The sequence below is a fragment of the Streptomyces sp. NPDC087844 genome, from assembly GCF_044742785.1.
GTDB lineage: Bacteria > Actinomycetota > Actinomycetes > Streptomycetales > Streptomycetaceae > Streptomyces.
In genome coordinates this window covers 319,531-346,286 of record NZ_JBIUVD010000004.1, presented here as the reverse complement: position 1 = coordinate 346,286, position 26,756 = coordinate 319,531, and the positions used below count along the sequence as shown (strand labels likewise).

The window sequence follows — 26,756 nt, the reverse complement described above, 5'->3', positions numbered from 1 at the left end:
GGGCAGGTGAGGGCATGGGCGGAGACGGGCCGGGCGAGGAGAACACAGGGGCCGGCAGCCCGACGCTGACCTCGGAGATCCGGCGCGTCCTCGCCCGCGTCGACGCGCACGCGGCCCGTGGGTCCCGTGGGTCCCACGGGTCCCGTGTGAACGAGTCGGCGGGCACCTCTGCGGGCACCTCCACAGACCCGGACTCCGGCCCGGATTCAGGCCCGGGCGGTTCTGCGGGTTCTGCGGGTGCGGCGGGTCCGGGGGCGGGCCCCCTCGACGCGCTGGTCGGCTGCTTCGGGCTGACCCCGTTCGAGCGGGACCTCGTACTCCTCACCGCCGCCTGCGAGTTGGACACCACGACCGCCGCCCGCTGTGCCGCGGCGAGCGGAGACCCGGAGCGCGCGTACCCCACGTTCTCGCTTGCCCTTGCCGCACTCGCCGATCCGCACTGGAGCGCGCTGACCCCGGTCGCGCCCCTGCGCCGCTGGCGGATCGTAGAGCCGGCCGACGAATCACGGCAGTCCCTGACCCTGTCCCGGCTGCGGCTCGACGAACGTGTCCTGCACTTCCTTCTCGGCTCGCCCTATCTGGACGCGCGCCTGCACGGCCAGTTGCGCCGCACGCCGGTCCCCGAGGAGCTTCCGCCGTCGTACGAGCTGGCCGCGAGCCGGGTCGCCGCGGGCTGGACGACGGGCGCGCGGCCCGACGCACCGCTGCTCGTCGAGGTGGTCGGCGGCGACCTGCGCAGCCGGGCCGACATCGCCGCCGCCGCGGCCGGCCGCTCCGGGCTCGCCCTGTACGCGATGAACGCCGAGGACATCCCGACCGCCCCCGGCGACCGCGACCTGCTGGCCCGGCTGTGGCAGCGCGAGGCGATCCTGCTGCCCGCCGCCCTGCTCGTGGAGGCGGGCGAACTCGACCGCGACCAGCGCGCGGCGACCGATGCGTTCCTCGCCGGGGTCGCCGTACCCGTCGTCGTGTCGAGTCACGATCCGCGGCGGACGGACCGGCCGCACGGCGAGCGGGTAACCGTGCCGCATCTGGACGACGAGGAGCAACTCGGCGTGTGGGTAGACGCGTTCGAGGGCGTCGCCGACATAGGTGAGAGCGAACTGCGGTCGCTGGTGGCGCAGTTCCAGCTGCCGCCCCATGTCGTACGAGCCGCTGCCGCCGCCGTACGCCGTGATCGCCCCGTCGCGGACGAACAGGACGCCGGCCGACTCGCATGGCGTGCAGGGATGAACGAGGCCAGGGTCGGCATGGACGAACTGGGCCGCCGTATCGAGCCGGACGCGGGCTGGGGCGACCTGGTGCTGCACGAGCGGCAGACGAGCGTACTGCGGGAGATCGTCGCGCACGTACGGCAGCGGGCAACGGTCCACCAGGAGTGGGGCTTCGCCGCGACCCTGCGCCGGGGCCTCGGAGTCACCGCGCTCTTCGCGGGCGGCTCGGGCACGGGCAAGACGCTCGCCGCCGAGGTCATGGCCAAGGAACTCGGCCTCGACCTCTTCGTCGTCGACCTGTCCCAGGTGGTCAGCAAGTACATCGGCGAGACCGAGAAGAACCTGCGCAAGGTATTCGACGCCGCCGAAGCCGGAGGCGCACTCCTCCTCTTCGACGAGGCCGACGCCCTCTTCGGCAAGCGCAGCGAGGTCAAGGACAGCCACGACCGGTACGCCAACCTCGAAGTCAGCTACCTGCTCATGCGCATGGAGGCGTACCGGGGCCTCGCGATCCTCACCACCAACATGAAGAAGGCCCTGGACACGGCGTTCCTGCGACGGATCCGCTTCGTCGTCGACTTCCCGTTCCCGGCGGAGCACGAGCGTGCCGAGATCTGGCGCCGAGTGCTGCCGCCGCAGACCCCGGTGAAGGGCATCGAACCGGAGCTGCTGGCCCGACTGACCGTCGCGGGAGGCTCGATCCGCAACATCGCCCTCTCCGGCGCCTTCCTGGCCGCCGAGGAGGGCGACCGCCTGCAGATGCGGCACATGCTGGCGGCGGCCCGCACCGAGTACCTGAAACTGGAGCGATCCCTGACGCCGGGGGAGGTCCGGGGATGGGTGTGAACAGGCCGCCTCGGGAGAGTGCGGCCGGTCGTCCCGAGCCGCGCGAGATTCACGTCGACATCGGCGAGCTGGTCCTGGACGGCTTCGGCTCGTCCGTGGACCCGTCGCGCGTATCGGCGTCGTTCGAGCGGGAGTTGACCCGTCTCGTACGAGAACACGGGGTGCCGCTGGCCGCGGACGGCGCCGTGTCGGTGGACGGGGTGTCTGGACTGCCCCCGATGCCCGCCGGGTTGTCCGCGCGCCGCCTCGGCCAGGAGCTGGCCCGCGCGGTGCACGCGGGGCTCTCGGGCCGTGGAGAGGTGACGCGATGACGACCTCCGCCACTCAGGACTCCCAAGCGGCCGAGCAGGCCGCCGCCGAGCGCCGCCGCAAACGCAAGGAGCGCGCGGCGAAGAACCGTGCGCCCGAGCCGAAGGACATGGTCAGCGGGGCCGGGCAGCCGCTGGACGCCGGTGTGCGCCGGGAGCTGGAGGAGCAGCTCGGCCACGACCTGGGCTCCGTACGCCTGCACACCGACCGCGACGCGGGTGCCCTTACCGGCATGCTTGGTGCGGACGCGGTGGCGGTGGGCCAGGACATCTTTTTCGGCGAGGGCCGGTTCCAGCCGGGCACGGAGCAGGGCCGCGCCCTGCTCGCGCATGAGCTGCTGCATACGATCCAACACCCCTTTGCCAGCGGCACGTTGATGGCCGGCCGCGACCTGGGCCAGGTCAGCGCGCCGCACGAGCCGGCCGAGCGTGCCGCCGAGGAGACCGCCCAGGCCGTGGCGCGCGGCGAGCAGGCACCCGAGGTCGCCCCGGAGGCCAACACCCCGGCGTGGATGCGCTACACCACCGTCGACGCAGACCGCAATCGGCTGGAGCACCTCGACCCCGCCACGCTGGTCGACCGCCTCGTCAACACGGTCGTCCGGTCGCTCCGTGCCGACCCGACGGACAGCGCGCAGCGCGTCCGCGCCTCCCTGGCCCAGCTCTCGGAGGAGCTTCAGGAGCGCGTACTGGACCGACTGGAGCACCGGCTGCTCACCTCCGAGCACGACTTCGTGGTGGACCTGGCCACGGAGATGGACGAGGACGGCCGGGCGGAGAGCGAGGCCACCGCCCGGCAGCGTGGCCTCCTCGCTCCGGAGGTCGAGGAGGACGCGGCCGACGACGTACGGGCGGAGCGGGAGAAGGAGCAGCAGGCCGCTCAGGAGGAGCGGCTGCGCACCGAGCGGACGGGGCCCGCTCCCGGCCCGGAGAAACAGGCCGCGGAAGGGGACACCGCTTCCGCCGCGGGCAGTACGCCGGAGAACGCGGGCGGCACGATCCCGCAGGGCGGTACTCCGGGCACGTACGCCGGGAAGGCCGAGGGCGAATACGGGCCCGCCGCGTGGACGGGCGGGGACGCGTCCAGCCCCAAGGGGGACGGCGAGCAGCCCACCCCCACCTCACCCGCCGCGCAGTCGGGGCAGCAGCCGGCGCGGCAGGAGGCCTCGGCGGGCGGGAAGGCCGGGGCGCAGGCCGGGGTTCAGGCGGCCGGGAAGCAGGGCGGGAAGTCCGGCGCGGAGAAGAACGGACCGCAGGCACAGCAGGCACAGCAGGGGCGACAGGGGCAGCAGGACAAGGGGAAGCAGGACGGCGACCGGGCCGAGGCGAAGCAGGCCGAGGAGAAGGCCAAGAAGGAAGCCGGCCAGGAGGAGGCCCAGGGCCCGCGCGGCGAGGCCGAGGACCAGGCCGCCGCCGAGGCCCGCGAGAGCGCCGCAGCGGCCGAGGCGGCCAGGCAGGACGAGCCGGGCCGCGACGAGGGCATCCCCGGGGACGCGGGCAGAGCGGCGGAGTTCCCCGGCCGGACCAGCACCTTGGACGGAGCCCGCGCCCAGGACCAGGAGGACGAGGAGGAGCGGGAGGAGTCCGCAGGGCAGGGCGGTGACTCCGAGGTGGAGGTCGGCGGCGGGGAGGAGAGTGCCTGGGACATCAAGCTCAGGCCGGAGGACTTCCTGCCGGAGCAGGACCTCGACGTGTCGAACGTACCGACCTCCGACCAGATCAATCAGTCCGCCGCGAACTCCACCCCGCCCACTACCATCCCCTCTTTCCCTGCCCCGCCACCCACCAAGGCCGACAAGGTCCATGCGGAACGTGAGCAGGAGGACCAGGAGGACGCCGAGCGCGAGGCGGCGGCGGAGAAGGACGACCCGGGCACCGAGGACTCCCCGCCCGTACCGGGCGCAGAGGAGGAGGCGGCGGCGCAGGGCCGCCGTACGGAGAGCGAACTCGACCCCGAGGAGAGGTCCGAGCCGAAACCCGCGCCGGGCGTCGCCTCCAAGGACCCCAAGCAGGGCGACGACCCCAAGGCCGGTCCGGTCGCCGCCGAGGCGACCACGCAGGAGGCCAAGGACCGTTCGAAGGAGACCGGCGGCAACACGGCCGAGCAGGCCGCCAAGGAGGAGAAGGGCACGCCGACCGCGGGCGGTCCGGGCGACAAGGCGTCGGGCGGCGCCAAGGACTCCGCGCAGGCCCGCTCCGACACCTCGGCCACCGGGTCTCCGGCGGACTCGGCCAAGAACGGTGCCGAAGGTGCCGTGGGAGCGGCGAAGGCCGAGGAGTCCCCTGGCCCGCAGGAGTCGAAGGGGCCCAAGGACCAGGGTGGAAGCGGCACTTCGGACGGTTCCGCGTCGGGCGGCGGGACGACCGACGCCGACAGCTCGGCCGATACCGATGCGGCACCGTCGTCGGGCTCGACGGCCGGCCGGCCTTCCTCGGACGGCGGTGACTCTGCTTCATCCGGCGGAGGTTCAGGCTCACGTACGGAGTCCCGTTCTCCCTCGCGTACGCAGGAGCCGAAGGAACAGGCCCCGCAGCAGGAGAGCAGGGCGGACAGCACGGCCGAATCCGGGGGCGGGGACGACTCCGGCTCCCGGTCCGCTCCCGCGGCCGCGCGCGGTGGCGGCGGTGGTGGCCGTGGCGGTGGCGGATCGAAGGGTGGAGGCAAGGGGAGCGCACCCAAGGGGAAGAAGGCGTCCAAGGCGACGCCGAACCTCTCCGGTGTCTCCCCCGAGGAGGGCCTCTCCGCCGCGTCGAACCTCAAACCGCACCAGGCCGTCGAGGCGATGGACAGCGTCGGCGGAGCCGTGGACAAGGACGTCGGCAAGGAGCACAGGCAACTGGCGTCCAGGCCGCCCGCCATGGACCGCCCGTCCGGTGCCCCGAGGACCCTGCACGGCGCGCCCGACTCCGAGGAAGCGGCGCAGTACAACGAGGACAAGGCCAGTCGCGCCGATGACGCGAAGGACGAGAAGGCCGAGGTCAAGGGCGAGAAGAAGCCCGAAGGCAAGATCGACGCCGAGGAGATGGAGGAGCCGGACTTCTTCGACCAGGTCGGGATGATGGCCGGTTATGTCATCGGCGGCATCGGCGACTGGCTCGGCTTCGATGTGACGGCGGAGGACCTGGCCGCGCAGTTCGCCGGGATGCCCACCAAGGACGAGGCCATGAAGGAGGCGCAGAACGGCGCCGCCCCGGGCGTCGACATGAAGGGCCAGGCCGAGGACAAGACCGACGAACAGGGCGGCAACACCGACGACAAGAGCCAGGAGGCCGCCGAGACCGGCGCCGACGACGCCGGTCGCAAGATGGGCGAGGACCAGATCTACCCGGACGCGCCGAAGGAACGGCTCGAAGGGAAGGTGCCGACCCAGCAGGGCGGCAAGTCCCAGGTCGGCGGCGGTGGTGCGAGCACCGGTGCGGTGCCTCCCGAGGCGGCCTCGGAAGTGGCCGAGCACGAGCGGAAGCCACAGTTCAAGCAGGCCCTGAGCGACGGCCGCCAGGACATGGGCAGGAGCCGGGAGAAGAAGACCCAGGACACCCGCACGTCCCAGGACAAGCACAAACGGCAGGTCGACAAGGAAGTCCTGGCCAACACCAAGGAGCAGACGGGCAGACGCGAGGGCGTCCTGACGGACGTGGACAAGCAGCGCGCCGACTGGACCAGGGACCAGGACGAAGAGCTGAAGAAGCTCGGCACGAAGAAGTCCGACCGCGAGACGAAGATCCGCGACGACGTCAAGAAGGAGGAGGAGGACACCGACAAGGACGTCGGCAAGGAGAAGGAGACCAGCGACAAGGACATCAAGGACAAGGGGAACAAGGCCGAGGAGGAGGCAGGGAAGAAGAAGGACGAGAAGGTCGACGACTCCAAGGGCTGGCTCTCCAAGACGCTCGACTGGATCAAAGAGAAGTTCATCGAGCTGCGGGACAAGGTCGTCCAGATCATCAAGGACGCCCGTGAGGCGATCGTCGAGGCGCTGAAGAGCTTCAAGGAGACGGTCGAGGGCTGGATCAACGCGGCCCGCAAGGGCATCGTCGAGCTGATCAAGAAGTTCATCGAGGACCTGATCGAGTTCGTCACGGCCTTGGTGGAAGCGGTCATCGAGATCGCCCGCCGCATACGCAAGTTCGTCGCGGACCTCATCAAGGCGGCGATCGCGCTCGTCAACACGCTCGCCACGCGGCTGAGGCAGATCATGAACGATCTGCTGGAGTCCATCGCGAAGCTTCTCAGCGACATTCTGAACGTCCTGAAGAAGATGCTCCTGGACGTCCTGAAGGCGTGCAAGGAAGCCCTCAAGGCGGTCCTCGACTTCGCGACGAAGTTCATCGCCGCCTTCGGCGAGTTCATGATGATCCTGGTCGACATCCTCTCGGACCCGGGCGGCTGGCTGAGCGGCGCGAAGAACTCCGCGTACGACGGAGCGAAGAACCACCTCTTCAACGAGGTGAAGAGCGCGGTCAAGCAGTGGTTCAACGACAAGGTCAAGGAGATCACCGGCCTGACCGAGGCCGTCTGGAACAAGCTCATGAAGGGCGGCTGGACCCTCGACAAGGTCGCCAAGGAGGTGTGGGACGCGATCGTCCCCCAACTCCCTTTCATTATCGGCGAGATCGTCATCACGAAGGTCCTCGCGAAGCTGATCCCGGGGGCCGGCTGGGGCGCGGCCATCCTGGAGGCCATCCAGGCCGCGATCGGCTCGCTCGGCGAGATCCTCAAGGCCATCGGTGCGGTCATCACCTGGCTGAAGTCCGTACGCCAGGGCGGCGCGGGCGTCCTCTTCGCCAAGGCGATAGCGGCGGGCATCGTCGTCCTGCTGGAAATGGCCTACGAACTGATCCTCAGCGGCATCGGCAAGTACGTGTCGAAGGTGGGCAAGCGGCTCAAGGGCGTCGCCGCCAACATGGGCAAGGACAAGGGCGGCGGAACGGACAAGGGCAAGGACGGGCAGGGCGGCGGGGACGACAAGGGGTCCAACAAGGACGGGGACAAGGGTGCGCCCTCGTCGACACCCCCCAAGACGCAGACGGCCACGACGCCACCCGGGAAGAAGTCCGAGGACACGCCGGGCAAGCCAAAGGACCTTGCCGGTCCTGGGAAGCCGAAGGACCAGGCCCCTCCCGTCAGGCCCAAAGACAAGGACGGCCCGACCAAGCCGAAGGACCAGGACGCGCCGGCCAAGCCCAAGGACACTCAGTTTCCGTCCCCCAAGCCCAAGGGCCCCACGAACAAGAACGACAAGACCGAGGGCAAGAACAACACCCCGAGCAACGAGTCGACCAAGCCGACGCCTCCCACGTCCAAGGACAAGAACGGCCAGCCGAAGGACAAGGACCAGCAGTCCGACAAGGACAAGCAGGACACGAAGCCGACTCCGTCGCCGAAGCCGAAGCCGGACCCGAGCAAGAAGGACGGGCCGGAGGGCACGAGGAAGGACGAGACCAAGGGGAACGAGGGCAAGGGAGCGGACCCCAACAACAAGCGTCACGAACCTGATTCCAAGAAGGACAGTCCGGGCAAGAAGAACGACCCGGACGGCGGCAAGAAGGACAACGCCGGAGACGGCAAGGGACGCAAGGACCCCGACAAGGACGGCAAGGACAAGGACGAGCCCGGGCGGCCGAAGAGCAAGGCCGCAAAGGAAAAGATCAGGAAAGAAGAGGACAAGGGGTCTCAGCCGGCGCCGCCGCTACCGCGGGTGCGCTTCCGGACGGAGAGCGGAGAGCTCCACACGCTGTTCTTCAACGGACGTACGAAGAGCGCCGATCTCGGCGTGCACAGTGACACGCAGTCGATGACCAAGTACTTCAACGACTGGCAGACGGAGATCCGGGACCTTACCTCACCCGAGAAGGAGCATCAGGAGGAAGCCCTCCAGGTTGCCTTGGACCTCCACGACGAGGTGGAAACCACGCAGAACGCCCTGTCACCTCGTAAATCCACCGTGGAATCGGGTGAGAGGAGGATCGGAACCACAGCCACAGGCCACCAGTACAAGAAACTCCGGGACCGGATGGTGATTCTGGCTCAGCGCATGGCCCAACGCACCGGCGGGGATGAAACCGAACTGCCTCCGACGATTTACCCGCCATTTATCGATGGAGTTCGGGCACTCGACGCGAAGGTGCACTATCTCCAGAAGACCTCTCCCCGGGGAGAGGAGTCCGATAGCCACAAGAAGGGCGATCCACTCGGCTACAGCGCTGGTCTGTACCGGGCACCGGACTGGACTCTGCGTATGCACCTGATACCCGCTCCCGTTGGCGGACTGGCATCCGGATCCAACTTGGTCCCGGCCCCGTTGCGCGTGAACAACGAGTTCAAGACCAACATCGAGCACCCGGCCGACTCGGCCAGGAAGCCGGACGGCAAGATGATCTGGTACGAAACACAGGTCAGGTTCCACCCGAGCCCCAACGAATATTTCCCGACCTCCATTTCGGCCCGATATGGCACGTACCAGAAGACCGGCAGCGGGTGGAAGGAAAGGGGCGCCATCAAGTCACTGAAGGAAAGTAATATTCCGCTGCCGCGCGGCATGAATTGGCAGTTGCGCATCAATGACCCCAAGGAATCGGCGAAGCTGTACAAGGAGCAGACGGGAGCGACCGACAACCTCATCAAGGCTGTCAAGGACCTTGCCAGGGACAGGCATTTTAACTCGGTGACTGAAGTTCAGCAGCGCCTGGATCATCGCGAGGGGAAGGGAGAGGATGACCGCGGAAATGCTCCTGTAGTGAAGCGCGGGAGGCCGCTGGCGGATTACACCGACTTCATACAGGCGCTCAGAAGGCTGGAAGCAGAGAACCCTTCCCGCCTCACCTTCAAGTAGAGGTACAGGAAGCAGCAGTCGCGCGCGAAAGAGGCAGCATGCGTCATCTCACACCGTACGAACGTCGACTCACGCAAATGCAGGAGGAGATCGGCGAAAATGAACGTCTCTCCATCTTGGAGGAGGTGGACGAGGGGATCGCAGGCCTCGACGAGGACCCCGGGGCAACATTTCGGGTGATCGCCGAGCAGTACGGGATGGAGCTGGCCCCCTACTTCCACCGGAGCTACGTGCGGTTCAACTGTCTCTGGACCTGCTGGCGCCTCGAAGAGGATCACGCAGAACTCACCGGGGAGTTCCGCATCACCAACCTTCCGGACGCACTCGCCGCGACTCCACCCCCGTTCTCCGTGAGCAGCTCCTCCCATGCCGAGCGCCAACTCCACTCAGAGCTTCGCGTGATCGACGACAAGCCGGAAAGCGGAACGGGCCACCAGGCAGCCATCAGGCTGCTGCCTGACACCTCGGACCCGGAGTTGTGGTATTTCCACCTGGGCCTTGGCACCCACCGTATGGATATCAACTACCAGGAGTACCTGGACACCCTCATTCTCACCAAGGGAACTTCTGGATGGCAGTTCCTCTTCTGCGACATCACGAAGGAATTGAAGGAGACGTACGACTTCGAAACTGCTTCCCGTCGCATGAGGACCATGCTCGACGTGTTCCCCGAGCTGTTCCCAGGGCATGACTACGCACCCTTGCAGGCTCGCCTGGAGGCCCGCACATGACCCGCTACGCCGACATCCCCAAACCCATCCGTTCAGGAATCGTCGTCATCGACCCCGACCGCGGCACCCCCCAGCGCGTCATCGTGCTCCAGTTCAACCCCGACACCCTGGAACGCTCCCTCTCGCCCCAGTCCGCCGGCGGCAGCGGCGACTCCGGCGGCGGGGGAAGCGGGTCCGGGGACCGTAATGAGGCCCTGCGGCTGAAGGGTCCCGCCCAGGAGACCTGGAAGTTCACCGCCGAGATCGACGCCACCGACCAGTTCGAGGTCGCCGCACCCGACGGCATCCACCCCCAGCTCGCCACCCTCGAAATGCTGGTGCAGCCCACGACCCAGCAGCTGCGTGACGCCACCAAGCTCTCCCAGAAGGGGGCCATCGAGATCAGCCCGATCGAGATGCCGCTGACGCTGTTCACCTGGGGGAGTAAGCGCGTCATGCCCGTCCGGCTGACCGAGCTGTCCATCAACGAGTCCGCCTTCGACGTGAACCTCAATCCGATCCGGGCCTCCCTCTCCATCGGGCTGAAGGTCCTCACCGTCAGCGACCTGCCCGCCGGGCACCTGGGCGCCGACTTCTACATGGCCCACCTCGCCCAGAAAGAACGCCTCGCGGCAGCCGCCCGCCGCGGCAGCCTCGGCGGACTCGGCCTCACGGGCTTCGGCACGGGCGCCGGCACGGGCGTCACCCTGAGCGGAAGGGGCTGAGGCAGCGGCCATGGCAGACATCGAGCCCTACGAGAACGCCCTGGACGCCATCCCGGGCGCCCACCCCTACCCCCGCTCCAGCCGCTACCACGACGCCGAGATCGGCATCCACCGCAGGCCCGACGGCACCGAAGTCCGCTACACCAAGCGCCGGTTGCTGCCCCCGCTCGACCAGCCCGACCAGCCCGATCAGCCCGGCGACGAGGGCCAGGACCACACCGTCAGCACCGGCGACCGCCCCGACCTCCTCGGCCGGCGCTACTTCGGCGACCCGGCCCAGTGGTGGCAGATCGCCGACGCCAACCCCGTACTCGACCCGCGGGAGCTGACCGACGAGGCCGGCGAGGTCATCGAGGTTCCGCTTCCCGGCGGTAGGGGAGAGCGGCGTGTTTGACGTCCCCGTGGGCCAGGGCCCCGTACACATCACCCTCCGCATGGGACCGAAACTCACCCGCCCCGTCCCCGCCGAGGTCACCCAAGCCCTGCTCTCCGCCCAGATCACCGCGACGGCAGGCGAACGCAGCGGGTTCCAGCTCGCCTTCGACCTCACCAAGAACGGGCTCATCAACCGCACCCTGCTCCCGGAGGGCTTCTTCGACCCGAAGACCCGCGTCATCGTCTCGGTGAGCGTCAAGGGCACGGCGGACGTGCTCCTCGACGGCCTCATCGTGCGGCAGGAGGTCGGCGCCAGCAATCAGCCAGGGCACTCCACCCTCACCGTCACCGGCGAGGACCTCTCCCTGCTCATGGACCTGGAGGAGCGCACCGACCGCTACCCCAACCTCCCGCCCTCCGACCGGGTCCTGGCCATCCTGCGCCGCTACTCCGACTACGGCATCCGGCCCGATGTCTACAAGGAGAAGGTGAGCCAGCCCCCGCACCAGGACCTCCGTGTCCACTACCAGACGGGCACCGACCTCCAGTACGTGACCGAGCTGGCCCGCGCCAACGGCTACACCTTCTATCTGGAGCCCGGCCCCACCCCGGGCCAGTCGTCCGCCCGCTGGGGACCCGAGATCCGCCTCGGCATCCGCCAGCACGCCCTCAACGTCAACATGGACAACAACTCCACCGTCGACCAACTGACGTTCTCGTACGACGGGACGGCGCGGGAAGAGCCGCAGGCCCGCTGGCAGGACCCGGGGACCCGCCAGTCCACGCTCCTGCCGCAGCCGCCGATCAGCCCCCTGCGCCCGCCGCTCGGCAAACGCCCCACACCCGCCCTCAAACGCAGAACGCTCCCCGGCACCGCCAAGCAGCAGCGCGAACAGGCCGAGGCCGAACTGCTCGCTCGTGCCGCCGTGTCCGCCGACGTCATCTCGGGCTCCGGCTCGCTCGACGTCAACCGGCACGGCTACATCCTCCAGCCCCGCCAGCTGGTCGGCGTCCGCGGCGCGGGACGGGCGTACGACGGCGACTACTACGTCAAGTCCGTCACGCACAACCTGCGCCCGGGCTCGTACCAGCAGAACTTCACCGTCTCGCGAGAGGGGCTTGAGGCGCGCAGCGCCTACGTCAGGCCCTGACGCGCGGTGACGCGACCGGCAACACCCGACAGAGCAGGAGCAGTTCAGCATGGCGGCAACCGGTAATCGCTACCTCGGCAAGTTCCGCGGCCGGGTGGTGGACAACGACGATCCGTTGCGGATCGGGCGCGTCAGGGCCGAGGTCCCTGACGTCCTGGGCGACGAGCCGTCGACCTGGGCGCTGCCCTGCCTGCCCTTCACCGGCCCCGAGTCGGGGCAGTTCGTGGTGCCGGCGCCCGGCGCGGGCGTCTGGGTGGAGTTCGAGCAGGGGGATCCCAGCTTCCCCATCTGGACGGGGTGCTGGTACGGAGCCGCCGAGGAGCTGCCGCCCGACGCGCGCCGCGAGCTGGCGGCGTCCTCGCCGAACAAGCCGGTCGTCGTGCAGACGCCGCTGGCGCACAAGCTCGTGATGAGCGACACCACCGGCGCCGAGCAGGGGATTCTGCTACAGGCCCAGGGCGGCGCGTACATCCGTATCACCCAGGACGCCGTGGTCATCGCGACCGGCGCGGGCGCCGAGGTCGTACTGCGCGGCAAGGAAGTGACCATCAACGAGGGCCAGTTGACCGTGCTCTCGAAGCGATAGCGATAGCGACAGCGACAGCCACGGCCACAGTTCCGGCGACAGCGACAGCGGTGGGGAAACGACAGTGAACGGAAGACGGGGGAACCATCAAGTGTCCAGAGCGACAGGGGCGGCCGGGAGCCTGCTCGGCGCAGGCGCCGTGATCAGCTGCCCACACGGCGGGCGCGCCACCACCGCCACCACATCCGACTCCACCGTGCTGATGGACGGGCATCCCGTCGCCACGGCCGCGCACGCGTACGTCGTCACCGGCTGCCCGCACACCGTCGACGGAGTGCCCGAGCCGTGTGTCTCCGTCCGTTGGACGGCCGGGAGCACCGGAGTGACGGCCGGCGGCTCGCCCGTCCTGCTCGACATCTCCGCGGCCGAGTGCTTCACGGCCGCGTTCGTGCCGCAGGGGCCGCCCGTCGTCCAGGCCGACCGGCGAAAGGTGACCGTCCGATGAGCCCACGCACCCGCCCCCGTACCGACATCGCGTTCCCCTTCAGGGCCGACCGCCGGGGCCGCACCGCGCACGCCCGCCACGACGAGCACGTGCGCGACCTGATCGAACAGGTGCTGTTCACCAGCCCAGGCGAACGGGTGATGCGCCCCGACTTCGGCTGCGGACTGCTCGACCTGGTGTTCGCGCCGCACAGCCCCGAACTCACCAGCACCCTCGAACTGTCCGTGCAGGCCTCCCTGCAGCGCTGGCTCGGCGACCTCGTCGAGATCGAGGCCCTGGACGTGGTGGGCGAGGACGACACGATCCGGGTCCACCTCTCCTACGCCGTGCGCTCCACCGGGACGCGCCGCGACGACGTCTTCGAAGGGAGGGCCGCGGCATGACGGCCCCGACCTCAAACACGACCCCGCCCCCGACCCCTCCCCCGACCGCCTCCCGGCGGGCGAAGGCGAGAGCCGCCCAGCTCAACGGAGTCGACGCGGTGGAGGTCAGCGACGACGGGCTCACCCTCACCGTCACCTTCCTCGGCAAGGCCCCGCACGGCCTGTGCGCCGAGAACGTACGCATCGACGGCGGCCGCCGTATCACTGGCATCGAGGCCGTCGACATCAGCGTCGAGCGCGAGGAGGACCCCGAGCTCGACGACCGGCTGTACGTCACCCTTGACCAGGCGGGCGACACGTCCCGCTACCGGCTCTCCCTGGTGGAGACCGACCCGTACGGGCGTCCCGGGACCGAGCCGTACCGCGGCTTCGACCAGCGCTATCACAGCGCCTCCTTCGCCTTCCGGCCCGACCGCCCGACCCCCTTCGACTGCGCGGACGAGCACGGCGCGGATTCGCCCCACGGGACGCGGGACTTCCCCGAGGCGCCCGTCGTCGACTACACCGCCCGCGACTACGACACCATCCGCAAACTGCTCCTCGACCGGCTCGCCCTCACCACTCCCGACTGGATCGAGCGCAACCCCGCCGACCTGGGCACGACGCTCGTCGAGATGCTCGCGTACACCGGCGACCAGATCAGCTATCAGCAGGATGCCGTCGCCACGGAGGCGTACCTCGACACCGCGCGCCGCCGGGTCTCGGTCCGCCGGCACGTCCGGCTCATCGACTACGCGATGCACGACGGCTGCAACGCCCGTACCTACGTCACCGTGGAGACCGCCGGCGAGCACACGCTGCTCCCGGGCACATACCGCTTCGCCTCCGTCGACGTCCGCTCACTCGACCCGCACGACCGTCCGGCGCCCGGCACGGTCATCGGTGACGGAGACCTCACCGACCTCGACGAGCGCGGTTCCGTGGAGGTCTTCGAACCGGTCGTGGCCACCGACCCGTTGGAGCTGCGGTCCGCCCACAACGCGATCCGGTTGTGGACCTGGGGCGGCGAGGTGCGCTCCCTGCCCAGGGGCGCGACGGCCGCGACCCTGCGCGACGAGTGGCGCGACACGGAGACCCGGGAGGAACGCCGACTCGCGCTGCGGGCAGGTGACCTGCTGGTCGTGGAGGAGGTGAAGGGGCCGCGCTCGGGCACCCCCGGCGACGCCGACCCCGCCCACCGGCAGGTGGTCCGGCTGACCTCCGTCACCCCCGCCGTCGACCGGATCGAGGACCAGCCCGTCCTGGAGGTCACCTGGGCCGCCCAGGACGCGCTGCGCTTCCCCCTCTGCCTCACCACCCGCGGCGGACGCGGCTGCGAGCCCGTCGAGGACGTGACGGTCGCCCGCGGCAACGTCGTCCTCGTCGACCACGGCCGCTCACTGAACCCGCGCGGCGAAGGCATCCCGGAGACGGCGACGGAGACGGTGACGGAGACGGAGACGGTGACCGTACCGCCCGGTCCCGCCGTCGTCGGCTCCTGCGGCGCCCCGGCGTTCGGTTGCGCCGACCCCGACGAGGGCAACGCGCCCGCCCGGCTCATCAACTCCCTCACGGACAAGGGGGAGCGCGGCGAACCGCTGACCCCCGGCGACATCCGCGAGCTGTTCGACGTCGTCGGCGAGGACGCGACCGTGCGCGCCGGACTCGGCCTGGAACTCACCGGACGGCGCCCCGGCCGCAAGGGGAAGCAGAGCGAGGGGCGGGTCGTGCCCGGCACGGCGTACGCCCAGGCCGCGGCCCTCAGAACCCTGCTCGCCCAGTCCGTGTACCCGGGCATCGCACCCCGCTTCCGGCCCGTGCTCGGCCACTCACCCGTGACACAGGCCGTGCCGTTCCCGGACCCCCGGGCCGTCGCCACCGGCCAGGCCGAGCGGATCGCCGCCATCCCGGGGCGGATCGAGCAGCGGCTCACCGAACTGTGGCGCAGCGCCCGCGACCGCGACGGGCTCGGCGAACAGGAGATCGCCGAACTCACCGTGCTCTACGGCCTGAAGGTCCTGGAGCGGCTCGAACTGCGCCGCCACCCGGTCCGAGCCCTGCGCGAACTGCTCTTCCGCAGCGACCGGTTGCTCCACGCCAAGCTCCAGCGCGTCGAGGTGCTCACGGCACGGGCCCGCGCGGGCACGGTCCTCGACGGACACATCGCCTGGGAGATCGCGCACAGTTGGGGGCCCGCGTACGCGGACGGACTGCACCCGGGTGAACAGGTCCTGCGGGGCCCCGCCTCGGCGGCCCTGCGGCCCGACCCACGACAGGCCCTGCCCGCCGTCCGGCTGCACGAGCTGCACCAAGGCCACGACGGCCACCAGAGCCACCGGGACCACCAGGGCCATGACGGCCATGACGGCCATGACGGCCACGAGGGTCATGACGGCCACGGCGGCCACAACAGCCGTCGCGGCGGCACGACCTGGGAGCCACGCCGCGACCTCCTCGACAGCACCCCCCGCGACCGCCACTTCGTCGGTGAACTGCGGGACGACGGACGCCTCGCCCTGCGTTTCGGCGACGGCCGGCACGCCGCCAGGCCGACCCCCGGAACCCGGCTCGAACTCCGCTACCGGCTCGGCGGCGGCACCGCGGGCAACGTGGGCGCGGAGGCCGTCAACCACCTCTTGCTCACCGCCGACTGCGAGCACCCGCCCGTGGCAGGCGTACGCAACCCGCTGCCCGCCACCGGCGGTACGGAACCCGAACCGGTCGAGCAGGTACGCCAGTCGGCCCCGCTCGACCTGCGCCGCACCAGGCTGCGCGCCGTCACCGCGGACGACTACGCGGCCCTCGCCGCCGCCCTGCCCGGCGTCCAGCGGGCCGCCGCCACGCTCCGCTGGACCGGCAGCGGCCAGGAGGCCCACATCGCCGTGGACGCGTACGGCACCGGGGAACCCTCCGCGGGCCTGCTCGCCGAGGTGACCTGGGCGCTGGAGGCGTACCGCCGTATCGGCCACGACCTCGTCGTCGGCGCCGCCCGGCCGGTGCCGCTCGACATCGCGCTGCGGGTCTGCGCGGTCCCGGGCCACCAGCACGGGCAGATCCTGGCCGAGCTGTACCGCGTACTCGGCCGGGGCCGCCTCCCCGGCGGACGGCTCGGCTTCTTCCACCCGGACGCGCTCACCTTCGGCGAACCGGTCCGGCTCAGCCGCCTGGTCGCCGTCGCGGCCGCGGTGCCGGGCGTGCGGAGCGTCCACGTCACCCGGCTGCGAAGGCAGTTCCACGAGGACCGAGGAGAGAGGGGGGACGGCGTGCTGCGGCTCGGCCCGCTGGAGATCGCCACCTGCGACAACGACCCCGACCGGCCGGAGAACGGCCGGCTGACGATTTCCCTCGGAGGTGCCCGATGAGCGACGACTGCACCTGCGGCGGAGCGTGCGGCGACGGATACGGGCCCGATGGCGGCACCGGTCGCGGTGGTGGCGCGTGCGGCGGTGGCGCGTGCGGCGGTCACGACGAGCGCCTCGCCCCCGCCCCGCTCCACAATCCCCCCGGCCGCACCGCCCTCGACTACCGCGTCGGCGACCACGGCTCCTTCCTGGCCGCCCTGCTCGACCGGCTCGCCTCACCCGCGTACCCGGCGCTGCGCGGGCTGACGGTCCGCACCCCGGACGACCCGGCGATCGGCCTGCTCGACGCCACCGCCGTCCTGGGCGACCTGCTCACCTTCCACTCCGAGCGGATCGCCGACGAGGCCTACCTGCGCACGGCGGACGAACACCGCTCCCTGGTGCTGCTGGGCCGGCTGGTAGGCCACCGGCCGCGTCCGGGCGTCGCCGCCGCCACCCATCTGGCGTACAGCCTCGAACGGGACCCGCGCGCCGAGAGCCTGCCCGTGGTCATCCCGCGGGGCGCGCGCAGCCACAGCGTGCCCGCGTCCGCCGACGAGGAGTCGCAGACCTTCGAGACGAGCCGTGACCTGACGGCCCGCTGGGACTGGAACGAGCTGAAGGTCCGGCGCCGCCGCCCCTCCCTCGTCACCCCCGAGGATCTGGAGCGCCGGTCCGCGCTGTTCGTCGCCGGCACAGCCAACTCCCTGGCCGTGGGCGACCAGCTGCTCTTCGTCTTCGGCGAACAGGCGGGTGCCCGGCGGCTGCTGCTGCCCGTGGCGAGCGTCCGTGTCGACCGGGACGACGAGATCACCGCCATCGGGCTGCCCCGGTCGGCCCCGCCCACCTTGCGGGAACTCGTCGACGAGGTACGGCGCTGGACCACCGAGCCCGCGGCCCCCGGCGAGCCCGGCGACGAACCGCCCACACCACAGGTGCCCAACCCGCGCCCGGTCAGCCGCCTGATCGACGACCTCGACGACCAGGTCCTCGCCCCGCTGCGCGCGGACCTGGACGGCATCGGCACACCGGAGAGCCTCGCGGCCCGCCTCGCCGAGCCCGGCGCACGCCTCGGCGAGGCCCAGGTCCTCGCGACACCGTACGAGGACGTGGCGGCCTGGTTCGAGCAGCTGGCAGCCGTACTGGCCGAACTGGGCGAGCGCGCACTGGAGTTGGCGCCCGCCCAGCCGGTCCCGCCAGAGGAGGGGGAGGGCCCGCCGGCGGCAGTGGCCCGGAGCGCGCCCGCGTCGGCGACCGGCCGCCACGAGGCCGCCTTCCAGGCCCTCGGCTCCGTCCTGCCCGCCCTCCGCGGCAGGGCACCGTCACCGTCCTCCACCGCCGGGCGCAGGTCCCGCCGCCCCGGCGCGGACACGGCCCGACTGCTCTCGGTCCTCGACCCCGGCCTGAGCGGCCTCTACCCGGCCTGGCGCACGGCCGCCGCCCCCGGCACCCCACAGCTCCTGCGCGAGCTGCTCGCCCTGCGCGTGACCACCGCCCCCTTCGGCGCGATGGCCCCGCTCAAACCCGTCCAGGACGACCGGGGCCGGGTCATCCGCACCGCGGACTGGCCCCTCACCGGCGCCTCCCTCGTCAGCATGCGTGTCGTGTTCGACACGGCGGGCAAGGCCCCGGTGCGGGCGGAGTTCCAGTACGTCGAGGGCAGCAGCTCCGACCAGCGCGCGGAGAACCTCCCCCTCGCCGTACCGGTCACCTTCCGGCTCGGCACGGGCGAGGTGGACCTGAACACCCACGCGGTCCAGGACAGCGAACAGAGCCGGCCCGACGAGCGGCCCGCCGCCGCCCAGGAGCCCGGCGTCACCGCGGTCCTGCGGGCGGGCCTGCCCGAGCGCACCCTCTTCGTGTCCCGCCCCGACGAGGACGGCCTGGTCCACGTGGGCGTCCACAACGGCACCAGCGAACAGGTCACCCTCCGGCCCGGCGTCCCCGAGCAGTTCACGCACGGCGAGTACGAGGTCGGCCTCACCTACACCGTGGGCAGCGCCGCCCCGAACGTCGAGGTGGTCATCGCCTCGAAACCCGCGCCCGCCAACCGTCGCCTGCTCCAGCTGGACTCGGTGCGCGACGGCATCACGGTAGGCAGCTGGGTGGCGATCCAGCGCCCCACGAAGGGGGCCGAGGGCGGCATCCCGGGCGATCCCGCCCTCGCGTACGTCACCACGAAGGTCGTGTCGGCGCGGACGGCCGCGTACACCAACTACGGCATCACCGGCCGGGGCACCGAACTCGTCCTGGCCGACCCCTGGCTGGACGAGTTCGACGTCCTGCTCTCGCACATCCGCGACACCACCGTGCACGCGGCGGGCGAACCGCTGCGCCTCGCCGACGAACCGCTCGGCGAGGACGTGCACGGCAACGACATCGAACTCGCCGAGCTGTACGACGGGTTGCGGCCCGGCCGCACCCTGATCGTCGACGGGGAGCGCAGCGACCTGCCCGGCGCCACCGCCGTACGGGCCACCGAGGTCGTCACCGTCGCCGCCGCCCAACCGGCGCTCGACCCGCGCCTGCCAGGCGACCACGTGCACACCGAGCTGACGCTCACCACGGACCTCGCGTACCGCTACCGCCGCGACAGCGTGCGGATCCTCGGCAACGTGGTCGAGGCGACGCACGGCGAGTCCCGCGACGAGGCGATCGGCGGCGGCGACCCGGAGCGGGCCAACCAGACGTTCGCGCTCTGGCAGTCGCCCCTCACCTGGCTCGCCGACGACAACCCGCTCGGGGCCGCCCCCGTCCTGGAGGTCAGGGCCGACGGCGTGCTCTGGCACGAGGTCGACAGCCTCGCCGGACGCGGCCCGCGCGAGCAGGTCTACATCACCGGCAGCACCGCCGACGGCCGCACCACCGTGACCTTCGGCGACGGCGTCCACGGCGCCCGGCTGCCCGGCGGCCACGAGAACATCCACGCCCGCTACCGCTTCGGCACGGGCCGGGCCGCCAACGTCCCCGCGGGCCGCGTCACCCAGGCCCTCACCCGGCCCCTGGGCGTCTCCGCGGTCACCAACCCGCGCCCGGCCACCGGCGGAGCGGACGCCGACGGACCCGCCCTGACGCGCCGCACGATCCCGCTCGCCGTCTCGGCGCTCGACCGCCTGGTGTCGGAGGCCGACTACGAGGACTTCGCCCGCTCCCGGGCCGGCGTCGGCCGGGCCGCCGCGCGGGAACTCTTCGACGGCCGGCGGCGTGTGCTGCACGTGACCGTCGCCGGCACGGACGACGTGCCGATCGGGGGAGCCGGAGTCGGGACGGGAGCCGGCGACGGCGGCGACTCGCCCCTCCTGCGGTCCCTGCGCGCCGCGCTCACCGAGTACGGCGACCCGAACCTCCCGGTCCGCGTGGACGCCCGCGAACTCGTCGCACTCCTCGTGTCCGCGAAGGTGAAGGTGGCGCCCGACCACTCCTGGCAGCTCGTCGAAGCACGCCTGCGCCAGGCACTCCTGCGCGAACTGGGCTTCCAAGGACGTGAGTTGGGGCAGACCGCCCGCCTCTCCGACATCCTGGCCACGGCCCACCGGGTGCCCGGTGTCGACTACGTGGACGTCGACGTCTTCACCGGCGTACCCGCCTCCACCACCGCGGGGGAGCTGACAGAGCTGCTCGCGAACCCCGGCCTGCCGAAGGCCTCGGTCCCGGCGCGCGGAGCGACGTACGACGAGAGGACCCACACCGTCCGCAGGAAGGACGGCGAGACGCTGTCGGGGATCTGCGCCCGCTACGGCGTCCCGCTCACCGAACTCCTGCGCCTCAACCCCGACATCACCGACACCCGCCGCCTGGCGAAGGGCCGCTCGGTGTACGTCTTCCGCGGCATCCGCCCCGCCCAGCTCGCCCTGCTGTCGCCGAGGGCCGCGGACACCCTGATTCTGACGGAGGTCAACTGATGTCCAGGGAACCGGACGGACTCGCCGAGCTGCTTCCCCAGTGGCACCGGCTGCGCGACGCCCAGGAGGGCGAACCCCTGCGCGCCCTGCTCGCCGTCATGGCCGAACAGCTCGACCTCGTACGCGAAGGGGTCGAGCAGGGCTACGAGGACCTGTTCGTCGAGACGGCGGCCCCCTGGGTGCTGCCGTACCTCGGCGACCTGGTCGGCTACCGCACCCTGCCGGGGTACGAACGTGTGCTCACGCCTGGTCTGCGCGGCGGGAGTCCGGCCGCGCTCACCGAGGCCGTCGCACCCCGCGCCGACGTCGCCGCCACGGTCGCGAACCGCCGCCGCAAGGGCACCCTCCACCTCCTCGAAGAGCTCTCCGAGAACGTGGCCGGCTGGCCCGCACGCGCCGTCGAACTCTCCCGCCACCTCTCCCACCAGCAGCCCGTAAAGCTGTACGAGGCCGGAACCGATGCGGCGGGGCGCGGCACCCGCGGGCGGCTGGCCGACCTCAGGGACGGCTCCGCGCTCGACCTGGCGGGCGGCCCCTTCGGTGAGGTGGCCCGCTCGGCCGACGTACGAAGGGCCGACTCCCGCCGCCGGCAGGGGGGTTGGACCCCGGCGGGCGTCGGACTGTTCGTCTGGCGGCTGAAGGCGCACTCGCTGACGTCGTCACCCGCGTACTGCGTCGACCGGGCCCGCAACCTCTACACCTTCTCCATCCTCGGCAACGACACCCCGCTCGTCACCAAACCGGTCCCCGAGCCCTCGCCCCACCACATCGCGGAGATCGACAACGTCCCGGCGTTCATCCGGCGCCGTCGCCTCCACGACCGCCTCGCCGACCACTACGGCCCCGGCAAGAGCTTCGTCATCCGGCGCGACGGCGAGGACCGGCCCGTACCGCCCTCCGACCTCGTGGTCGCCGACCTGTCGGACTGGCGCTACCGCCCCAAGCGCGGCCAGGTCGCGGTCGACCCCGAACTCGGCCGCATCGCCTTCGGCGCGAGGACCGCGCCCCGCAAAGGCGTCTGGGTCGACTACCACTACGCGTCCGGCGCCGACCTGGGCGGCGGAGAGTACGTACGGGACCGCGAGCCCCGTCCGGACGCCACCGTGTTCCGGGTCGGCCCCGGTCAGACCCACCGGCAGATCATGGACGCCTACCGGGCCTGGCAGCACGACCGCCGGGCGGGCCGCTGCGGACCCGAGGGCATCATCGAGATCACCCACAGCGGTGCCTACCAGGAGCAGCTGGACTTCGACCTCGACCCGGGCGACCGGCTGGAACTGCGCGCCGCCGAGGGCACGCGCCCGGTGATCCGGCTGCTCGACTGGTACAGCAACCGCCCCGACGCCCTCAACATCCGTGCCGTCTCCGACGACTGCGCGCCCGGCGAGCGGCCCCGGATCGTGCTCGACGGGCTGCTCGTCACCGGCCGCGGCATCAACGTCACCGGCCCGATGTGCGCCGTCGTCGTACGCCACTGCACACTCGTGCCCGGCTGGTCCCTGGAGCCGGAGTGCGACCCGCACTCCCCGGAGGAACCGAGCATCGTCCTGGAACGCACCACCGCGTGCCTCCAGATCGAGCACAGCGTCCTCGGCACCATCGAGGTCATCGGTGACGAGGTCTCCGAGGAGCCCCTCGACATCCACCTGCGCGACAGCATCCTGGACGCCACCGCCGACGACCGCGAGGCACTCTCCGCCCCCGACTGCCGGCACGCCCACGCCGTCCTGCACCTGCACCGCACGACGGTGATCGGCGAGATCCACACCCACGCGGTCCGCATCGCGGAGAACTCGCTCTTCACCGGCCGCCTCCACGTGGCCCGCCGAGGCATCGGCTGCCTGCGTTTCTCGTACGTCCCCACCGGCTCCCGTACGCCCCGCAGGTACCGCTGCCAGCCGGACCTGGCGGGCCCCGGCCGGGCCTTGCGGGTACGCCCGCGGTTCACGTCCACGCGCTACGGGACGCCCTGGTACGGGCTGCCGGCCGACCGGGTCGCGGAGGAGATCCGGCGCGGCGCCGAGGACGGGGCCGAACTCGGCGCCTTCCACGACCTGTACCGGCCCCAGCGCGAGGACAACCTGCGGGCGCGGCTCGCGGAGTACACGCCGGCGGGAACGGACGCCGGAATCTTCTTCGTGACGTAGACCCGACCGACCCGACCGACCCGACCGACCCGACAGGCCCGACCGAGGCGCCCCGCCCGCCTTCTCCGCCCCACGACTTCGACGACAGCGGTTGGCAGTTGTGAACCGCGCTTTCCAAACCAGGGGGACACCCTTCATGCACGCAGACCTTTCCCGCTCCACCTTCCGCCCGGAGCGGCACTACTCGGCGGTCCTGGTCCAGCAGGGCCGCGTCCAGCTCGACGCGGACGCCAACGAACAGACCGCGATCCAGCTCCATCAGGCCCGCGCGCTCACAGCCGACCTGATCGGCCCGCACGGCGGACCGCGCGACGCGGCCGGCTTCCGGATCGAGTACGTCGGCGGCAAGCACGACATCGACACCCTCCACATCCACGGCGGCCGCTACTACGTGGACGGCATCCTGTGCGACGCGGACCGCCCGGCCGCCGGGGTCCCGGTACCGCACGAGGACGCGGAGGACAGCGCGGACAGCGCGGACAGCGACGGGCAGGACACCGCGCGGCCGGCGCCGCACTGGACCTACTGGGACCAGCCGGACGGCTTCCGCGACCCGGAGAAGCCCGGCGACCGGCTGCCCTCGCCCGCCCGGGCGCCCTTCGTCGCCTACCTCCAGGTCTGGGAGCGCGCGGTCACCGCGGCCGAGGACCCGACGCTGCGGGAGGTCGCGCTCGGCGCGGCGATGCCGGACACCGCCGCCCGCGCCAAGGTCGTCTGGCAGGTCCTGCCCCTGGCGCTCGGCGACCTGCAGATCGAGGAACCCGAACCCTCGAAGGACACGGTCCGCGAGGCCTTCACCCGCTGGGCGGCCAGGCAGACCATCTCCACGGCCCGCCTGGCCGCCCGCGCCGAACGCCCCGGACACGCCGACGAGGACCCCTGCCTGGTCAAGCCGGACGCGCGCTACCGGGGCCCGGAGAACCAGCTGTACCGAGTCGAGATCCACGCGGGCGGCGAGGCGAAGGACGCCTCGTTCAAGTGGTCGCGCGAGAACGGTTCCGTGGTCTTCCCGGTGCACGAACTGGACGGCATGTGGGTGGAGTTGGCGTCCCTCGGCCACGACGACAAACTGGACCTGGACGTGGGCGACCGCGTCGAGTTCACGGACAGCGCGTACGCCTCCCGCCTCGAACCCCTGCCCCTGCTGAGGGTCGAGGAGCTGGACCTTCCCGGCCGCCGCGTACGTCTGTCGGCGGAGCCGGAACCGGGCGTCGGCAGGCTGCCGCACCTGAACCCGTTCCTGCGCCGCTGGGACCACCACGAGGGACCACGGCGCAAGGGCCGCACGACAACCCCGCGGGGCGGCGCGGTTCCTGTCACGGAGGGGGAGTGGCTGCCCTTGGAGGACGGTGTCGAGGTGTACTTCGCCAAGGGCGGCGCCTACCGCACCGGCGACCACTGGACCGTGCCCGCCCGCACCGCGACCGGCGGCGTCGAATGGCCGGCCGACCGGTCCCGCAGGCCCCTGCTCCAGCCCCCGGCCGGCATCACCCGCCACTTCGCGCCGCTGGCCCTGGTCAAGGGCGAGGCGGGCGCCGTGGACCTCCGCCTCGCCTTCGCACCTCTCGCCACCGACATCCCGGCGGCGGACGAGGCGACGCTCGCGGCGGAGGCCAGGGCCCGCGAGGAGGAACAGCGGGCAGAGGCAGCCGACCCGTCAGGCGGCAGGTCGCAGACCACCGCGGAGGCGGAGAACGCCGCAGACGCAGACGCAGACGCACAAGGAGAGAAGTAACCCATGGCCACGCCACTGACCGCGTCCAAGTTGCTGGAGATCCTGCGTGCGGAGGGCCTGACGGTCCACGAGGTCCGCAACTGGCGCAGTCACAACCGCAACAGCAAAGGCGCCTGGGGCCCCATGAACGGCGTGATGATCCACCACACCGTCACCTCGGGCACCGCCGCCTCCGTCGACATCTGCTACGACGGCTACTCGGGCCTGCCCGGCCCCCTGTGTCACGGAGTCATTGACAAGAAGGGCGAGGTCCACCTGGTCGGCAACGGCCGCGCCAACCACGCGGGCCTGGGTGACGGAGACGTCCTGAGAGCCGTCGTCAACGAGACGAAGCTCCCGGCCGACAACGAGGCGGACACCGACGGCAACCGTCACTTCTACGGCTTCGAGTGCATCAACCTCGGCAACGGCAAGGACCCGTGGCCCGAGGTCCAGAAGGAGGCCATCGAGAAGGTCTCGGCCGCGATCTGCCGCGCCCACGGCTGGAGCGAGCGGTCCGTGATCGGCCACAAGGAGTGGCAGCCCGGCAAGATCGACCCGCGCGGCTTCACGATGGACAGCATGCGCACCCGCATAGCGAACCGACTGAAAGGCAAACCCACCACTCCCAAGCCCCCCACGACGCCCCCCAAACCGTCGTACGTCCCGTTCCCCGGCAGCGCCTTCTTCCACATAGGCCAGAAGTCCGCCGTCATCACAGCGATGGGCCGCCGCCTGGTGGCGGAAGGCTGCGGCCGCTACGAATCGGGCCCAGGCCCGGACTGGACGGAAGCAGACAGGAAGTCCTACGCGGCCTGGCAACAGAAACAGGGCTACAAAGGCAAGGACGCGGACGGCATCCCAGGCAAGAAAACATGGGACGCCCTGAAGGTCCCCAAGCCCAACTAGTACTCCAGCCGTAGTCAGTGATCTTCATTCCTGTGCGGGTGTGCGGCTGTGCGGCTTGTCGTCGGTAGTGGCCGGCCTGGGACCGGGCTTGGTAACGGCGTCGCCAGTCAAACCAGCCAGCCGAGCCGGTGGGCAGTGTCGTGGACGGGGCGGCGGATCAGCAGCCGGCGGCTGCCGGAGGGCGGGGTCCGCCAGGTCGACGGCGGCCCCATGTTCCCGGTCCACTGCCGCGTGCCCGCTCCGGCCGGCATAGACCGATCAGACGGCGACCTGGGCATTTTCGATCCTGCCGGCGGTGCCGGTGTACTGGCGCTGGACGCCGACTGCACCGATGCCCTTCTTCACGTCCCCGGGCTCGTCGAGCACCGGCACCGCCTGGTCGTCGTGCAGGTGCTCCACCACGTACTCGCGCAGGTCGTCGCGTACCTGGTCGGCGTCCTTCTCGGCCTGGCCGAGCGGATGCTGCATGCCGTCCGGGGTCCTGTCCCCAGCCCACTCGGTGATGGTCCAGCAGTTCTCGCGCATCAGGCGCTCGAACGCCTCCTGCCGGCGCGCAGGGTCTACGCTGTGACCTGCGGCCACCGCATGATCCTCAGTCTTCACACACCGACGATCAACGGGGGACGCACCCGTCTCCCCAACACGTCAGGGCCGCGCAGCGTCCGCCTGCCGTCCTGTGCCAGGAGGACATGTGCCAGGAGAACGAGTGCCAGGAGGACAGGTGCAACGTGGCGAAGTCTGGTGGGTCGCGTTCGACGAGCGGCGGCCGGTCGTGCTGTTGTCGGAGGACGACGCGTCCGGGATCCAGGTGATGCAGATTGTCGCTCCGGCGGGCGTCGACCTCAGCGGTCTGGGCGTTGAAGTGGTAGTAGGAGCCGTGGAAGGACTGCCCTTTGAAGGCGTGCTGCGGATCGCGCTCCCTCGTCCAGGCTTCACCCCTTGCACGTGGCTGACCACAGTGGCCCGGGACGACCTGATCGAGCGAGCGGGCGTCCTGGGCTCCGCGAAGCTCAGCGAGATCAGGGACGCCCTCCGTCTCGGTGGACTCGGGTAGGCGAACTCGGGTAGGCGAAGCGGCTCGGTGGGTAGCCCCGGCCTTTACGCCGCCGTGGTGTCCGAGGGCGCCGGGCGGGCCGGCGAGCGGGTGTGCGAGGGCTGTGGTGAACAATTGAGGGCCGCAGCTCGGCC

The 26,756-nt window shown here is 71.1% G+C and carries 17 protein-coding genes and 1 pseudogene; 16 read left to right on the top strand and 2 right to left on the bottom strand.

Annotation, left to right across the window (positions count from 1 at the left end; translation table 11 throughout):
- The first annotated feature begins 14 nt into the window (after window positions 1-14).
- The 15 genes from ACIOKD_RS11355 to ACIOKD_RS11285 all read left to right on the top strand — a co-directional run bounded on the left by ACIOKD_RS11355 (window position 15) and on the right by ACIOKD_RS11285 (window position 25,568).
- Entirely contained in the window at window positions 15-2,060 is a 2,046-nt protein-coding gene (locus ACIOKD_RS11355) for an ATP-binding protein (RefSeq protein ID WP_402081370.1), read from the top strand.
- On the top strand, window positions 2,051-2,371 hold the full coding sequence (locus ACIOKD_RS11350; RefSeq protein WP_402081368.1) for a hypothetical protein: 321 nt from the start codon (window positions 2,051-2,053) through the stop codon (window positions 2,369-2,371). The genes ACIOKD_RS11355 and ACIOKD_RS11350 overlap by 10 nt, the downstream gene beginning before the upstream one ends.
- Entirely contained in the window at window positions 2,368-9,201 is a 6,834-nt protein-coding gene (locus ACIOKD_RS11345; RefSeq protein ID WP_402081365.1) for a DUF4157 domain-containing protein, read from the top strand. Before ACIOKD_RS11350 ends, ACIOKD_RS11345 begins: the two co-directional genes overlap by 4 nt.
- 77 nt (window positions 9,202-9,278) lie before the next feature.
- Entirely contained in the window at window positions 9,279-9,932 is a 654-nt protein-coding gene (locus ACIOKD_RS11340; RefSeq protein ID WP_402081362.1) for a hypothetical protein, read from the top strand.
- Window positions 9,929-10,636 (top strand): hypothetical protein, encoded by a 708-nt coding sequence (locus tag ACIOKD_RS11335; RefSeq protein ID WP_402081360.1) that lies wholly within the window; start codon window positions 9,929-9,931, stop codon window positions 10,634-10,636. Before ACIOKD_RS11340 ends, ACIOKD_RS11335 begins: the two co-directional genes overlap by 4 nt.
- Before the next feature lie 10 nt (window positions 10,637-10,646).
- On the top strand, window positions 10,647-11,030 hold the full coding sequence (locus ACIOKD_RS11330; RefSeq protein ID WP_402081357.1) for a hypothetical protein: 384 nt from the start codon (window positions 10,647-10,649) through the stop codon (window positions 11,028-11,030).
- Window positions 11,023-12,162: a hypothetical protein gene (locus tag ACIOKD_RS11325; protein ID WP_402081355.1), complete on the top strand. Its 1,140-nt coding sequence runs from the start codon at window positions 11,023-11,025 to the stop codon at window positions 12,160-12,162. Before ACIOKD_RS11330 ends, ACIOKD_RS11325 begins: the two co-directional genes overlap by 8 nt.
- Before the next feature lie 49 nt (window positions 12,163-12,211).
- Entirely contained in the window at window positions 12,212-12,748 is a 537-nt protein-coding gene (locus ACIOKD_RS11320; RefSeq protein WP_402081352.1) for a phage baseplate assembly protein V, read from the top strand.
- 91 nt (window positions 12,749-12,839) lie between these two features.
- On the top strand, window positions 12,840-13,193 hold the full coding sequence (locus ACIOKD_RS11315) for a hypothetical protein (protein WP_402081349.1): 354 nt from the start codon (window positions 12,840-12,842) through the stop codon (window positions 13,191-13,193).
- Window positions 13,190-13,576 (top strand): GPW/gp25 family protein, encoded by a 387-nt coding sequence (locus ACIOKD_RS11310; protein WP_402081346.1) that lies wholly within the window; start codon window positions 13,190-13,192, stop codon window positions 13,574-13,576. Before ACIOKD_RS11315 ends, ACIOKD_RS11310 begins: the two co-directional genes overlap by 4 nt.
- The gene (locus ACIOKD_RS11305) at window positions 13,573-16,917 is read left to right on the top strand and encodes a putative baseplate assembly protein (RefSeq protein WP_402081342.1); all 3,345 of its coding nucleotides are present in this window, start codon (window positions 13,573-13,575) and stop codon (window positions 16,915-16,917) included. Before ACIOKD_RS11310 ends, ACIOKD_RS11305 begins: the two co-directional genes overlap by 4 nt.
- Window positions 16,914-20,798 carry a putative baseplate assembly protein gene (locus tag ACIOKD_RS11300; RefSeq protein WP_402081339.1) on the top strand — a complete coding sequence of 1,295 codons (3,885 nt, stop codon included), beginning with the start codon at window positions 16,914-16,916 and terminating at the stop codon, window positions 20,796-20,798. The genes ACIOKD_RS11305 and ACIOKD_RS11300 overlap by 4 nt, the downstream gene beginning before the upstream one ends.
- Complete coding sequence (locus ACIOKD_RS11295; protein WP_402081337.1) at window positions 20,798-22,945, top strand: hypothetical protein; 2,148 nt, start codon at window positions 20,798-20,800, stop codon at window positions 22,943-22,945. Before ACIOKD_RS11300 ends, ACIOKD_RS11295 begins: the two co-directional genes overlap by 1 nt.
- Window positions 22,946-23,081: 136 nt before the next feature.
- On the top strand, window positions 23,082-24,680 hold the full coding sequence (locus ACIOKD_RS11290) for a DUF6519 domain-containing protein (protein ID WP_402081335.1): 1,599 nt from the start codon (window positions 23,082-23,084) through the stop codon (window positions 24,678-24,680).
- Between the two features lie 3 nt (window positions 24,681-24,683).
- Entirely contained in the window at window positions 24,684-25,568 is an 885-nt protein-coding gene (locus tag ACIOKD_RS11285) for a peptidoglycan-binding protein (protein ID WP_402081332.1), read from the top strand.
- A gap of 107 nt (window positions 25,569-25,675) precedes the next feature.
- Here the strand turns inward: ACIOKD_RS11285 and ACIOKD_RS11280 are convergent, their stop codons facing one another.
- On the bottom strand, window positions 25,676-25,819 hold the full coding sequence (locus ACIOKD_RS11280) for a hypothetical protein (RefSeq protein WP_402081329.1): 144 nt from the start codon (window positions 25,817-25,819) through the stop codon (window positions 25,676-25,678).
- Between the two features lie 10 nt (window positions 25,820-25,829).
- Window positions 25,830-26,093: pseudogene (locus tag ACIOKD_RS11275) on the bottom strand (transposase); the annotation flags it as partial.
- 196 nt (window positions 26,094-26,289) lie between these two features.
- Here ACIOKD_RS11275 and ACIOKD_RS11270 point away from each other — a divergent pair.
- The gene (locus ACIOKD_RS11270; protein ID WP_402081326.1) at window positions 26,290-26,622 is read left to right on the top strand and encodes a type II toxin-antitoxin system PemK/MazF family toxin; all 333 of its coding nucleotides are present in this window, start codon (window positions 26,290-26,292) and stop codon (window positions 26,620-26,622) included.
- The last annotated feature ends 134 nt before the right edge of the window (window positions 26,623-26,756 follow it).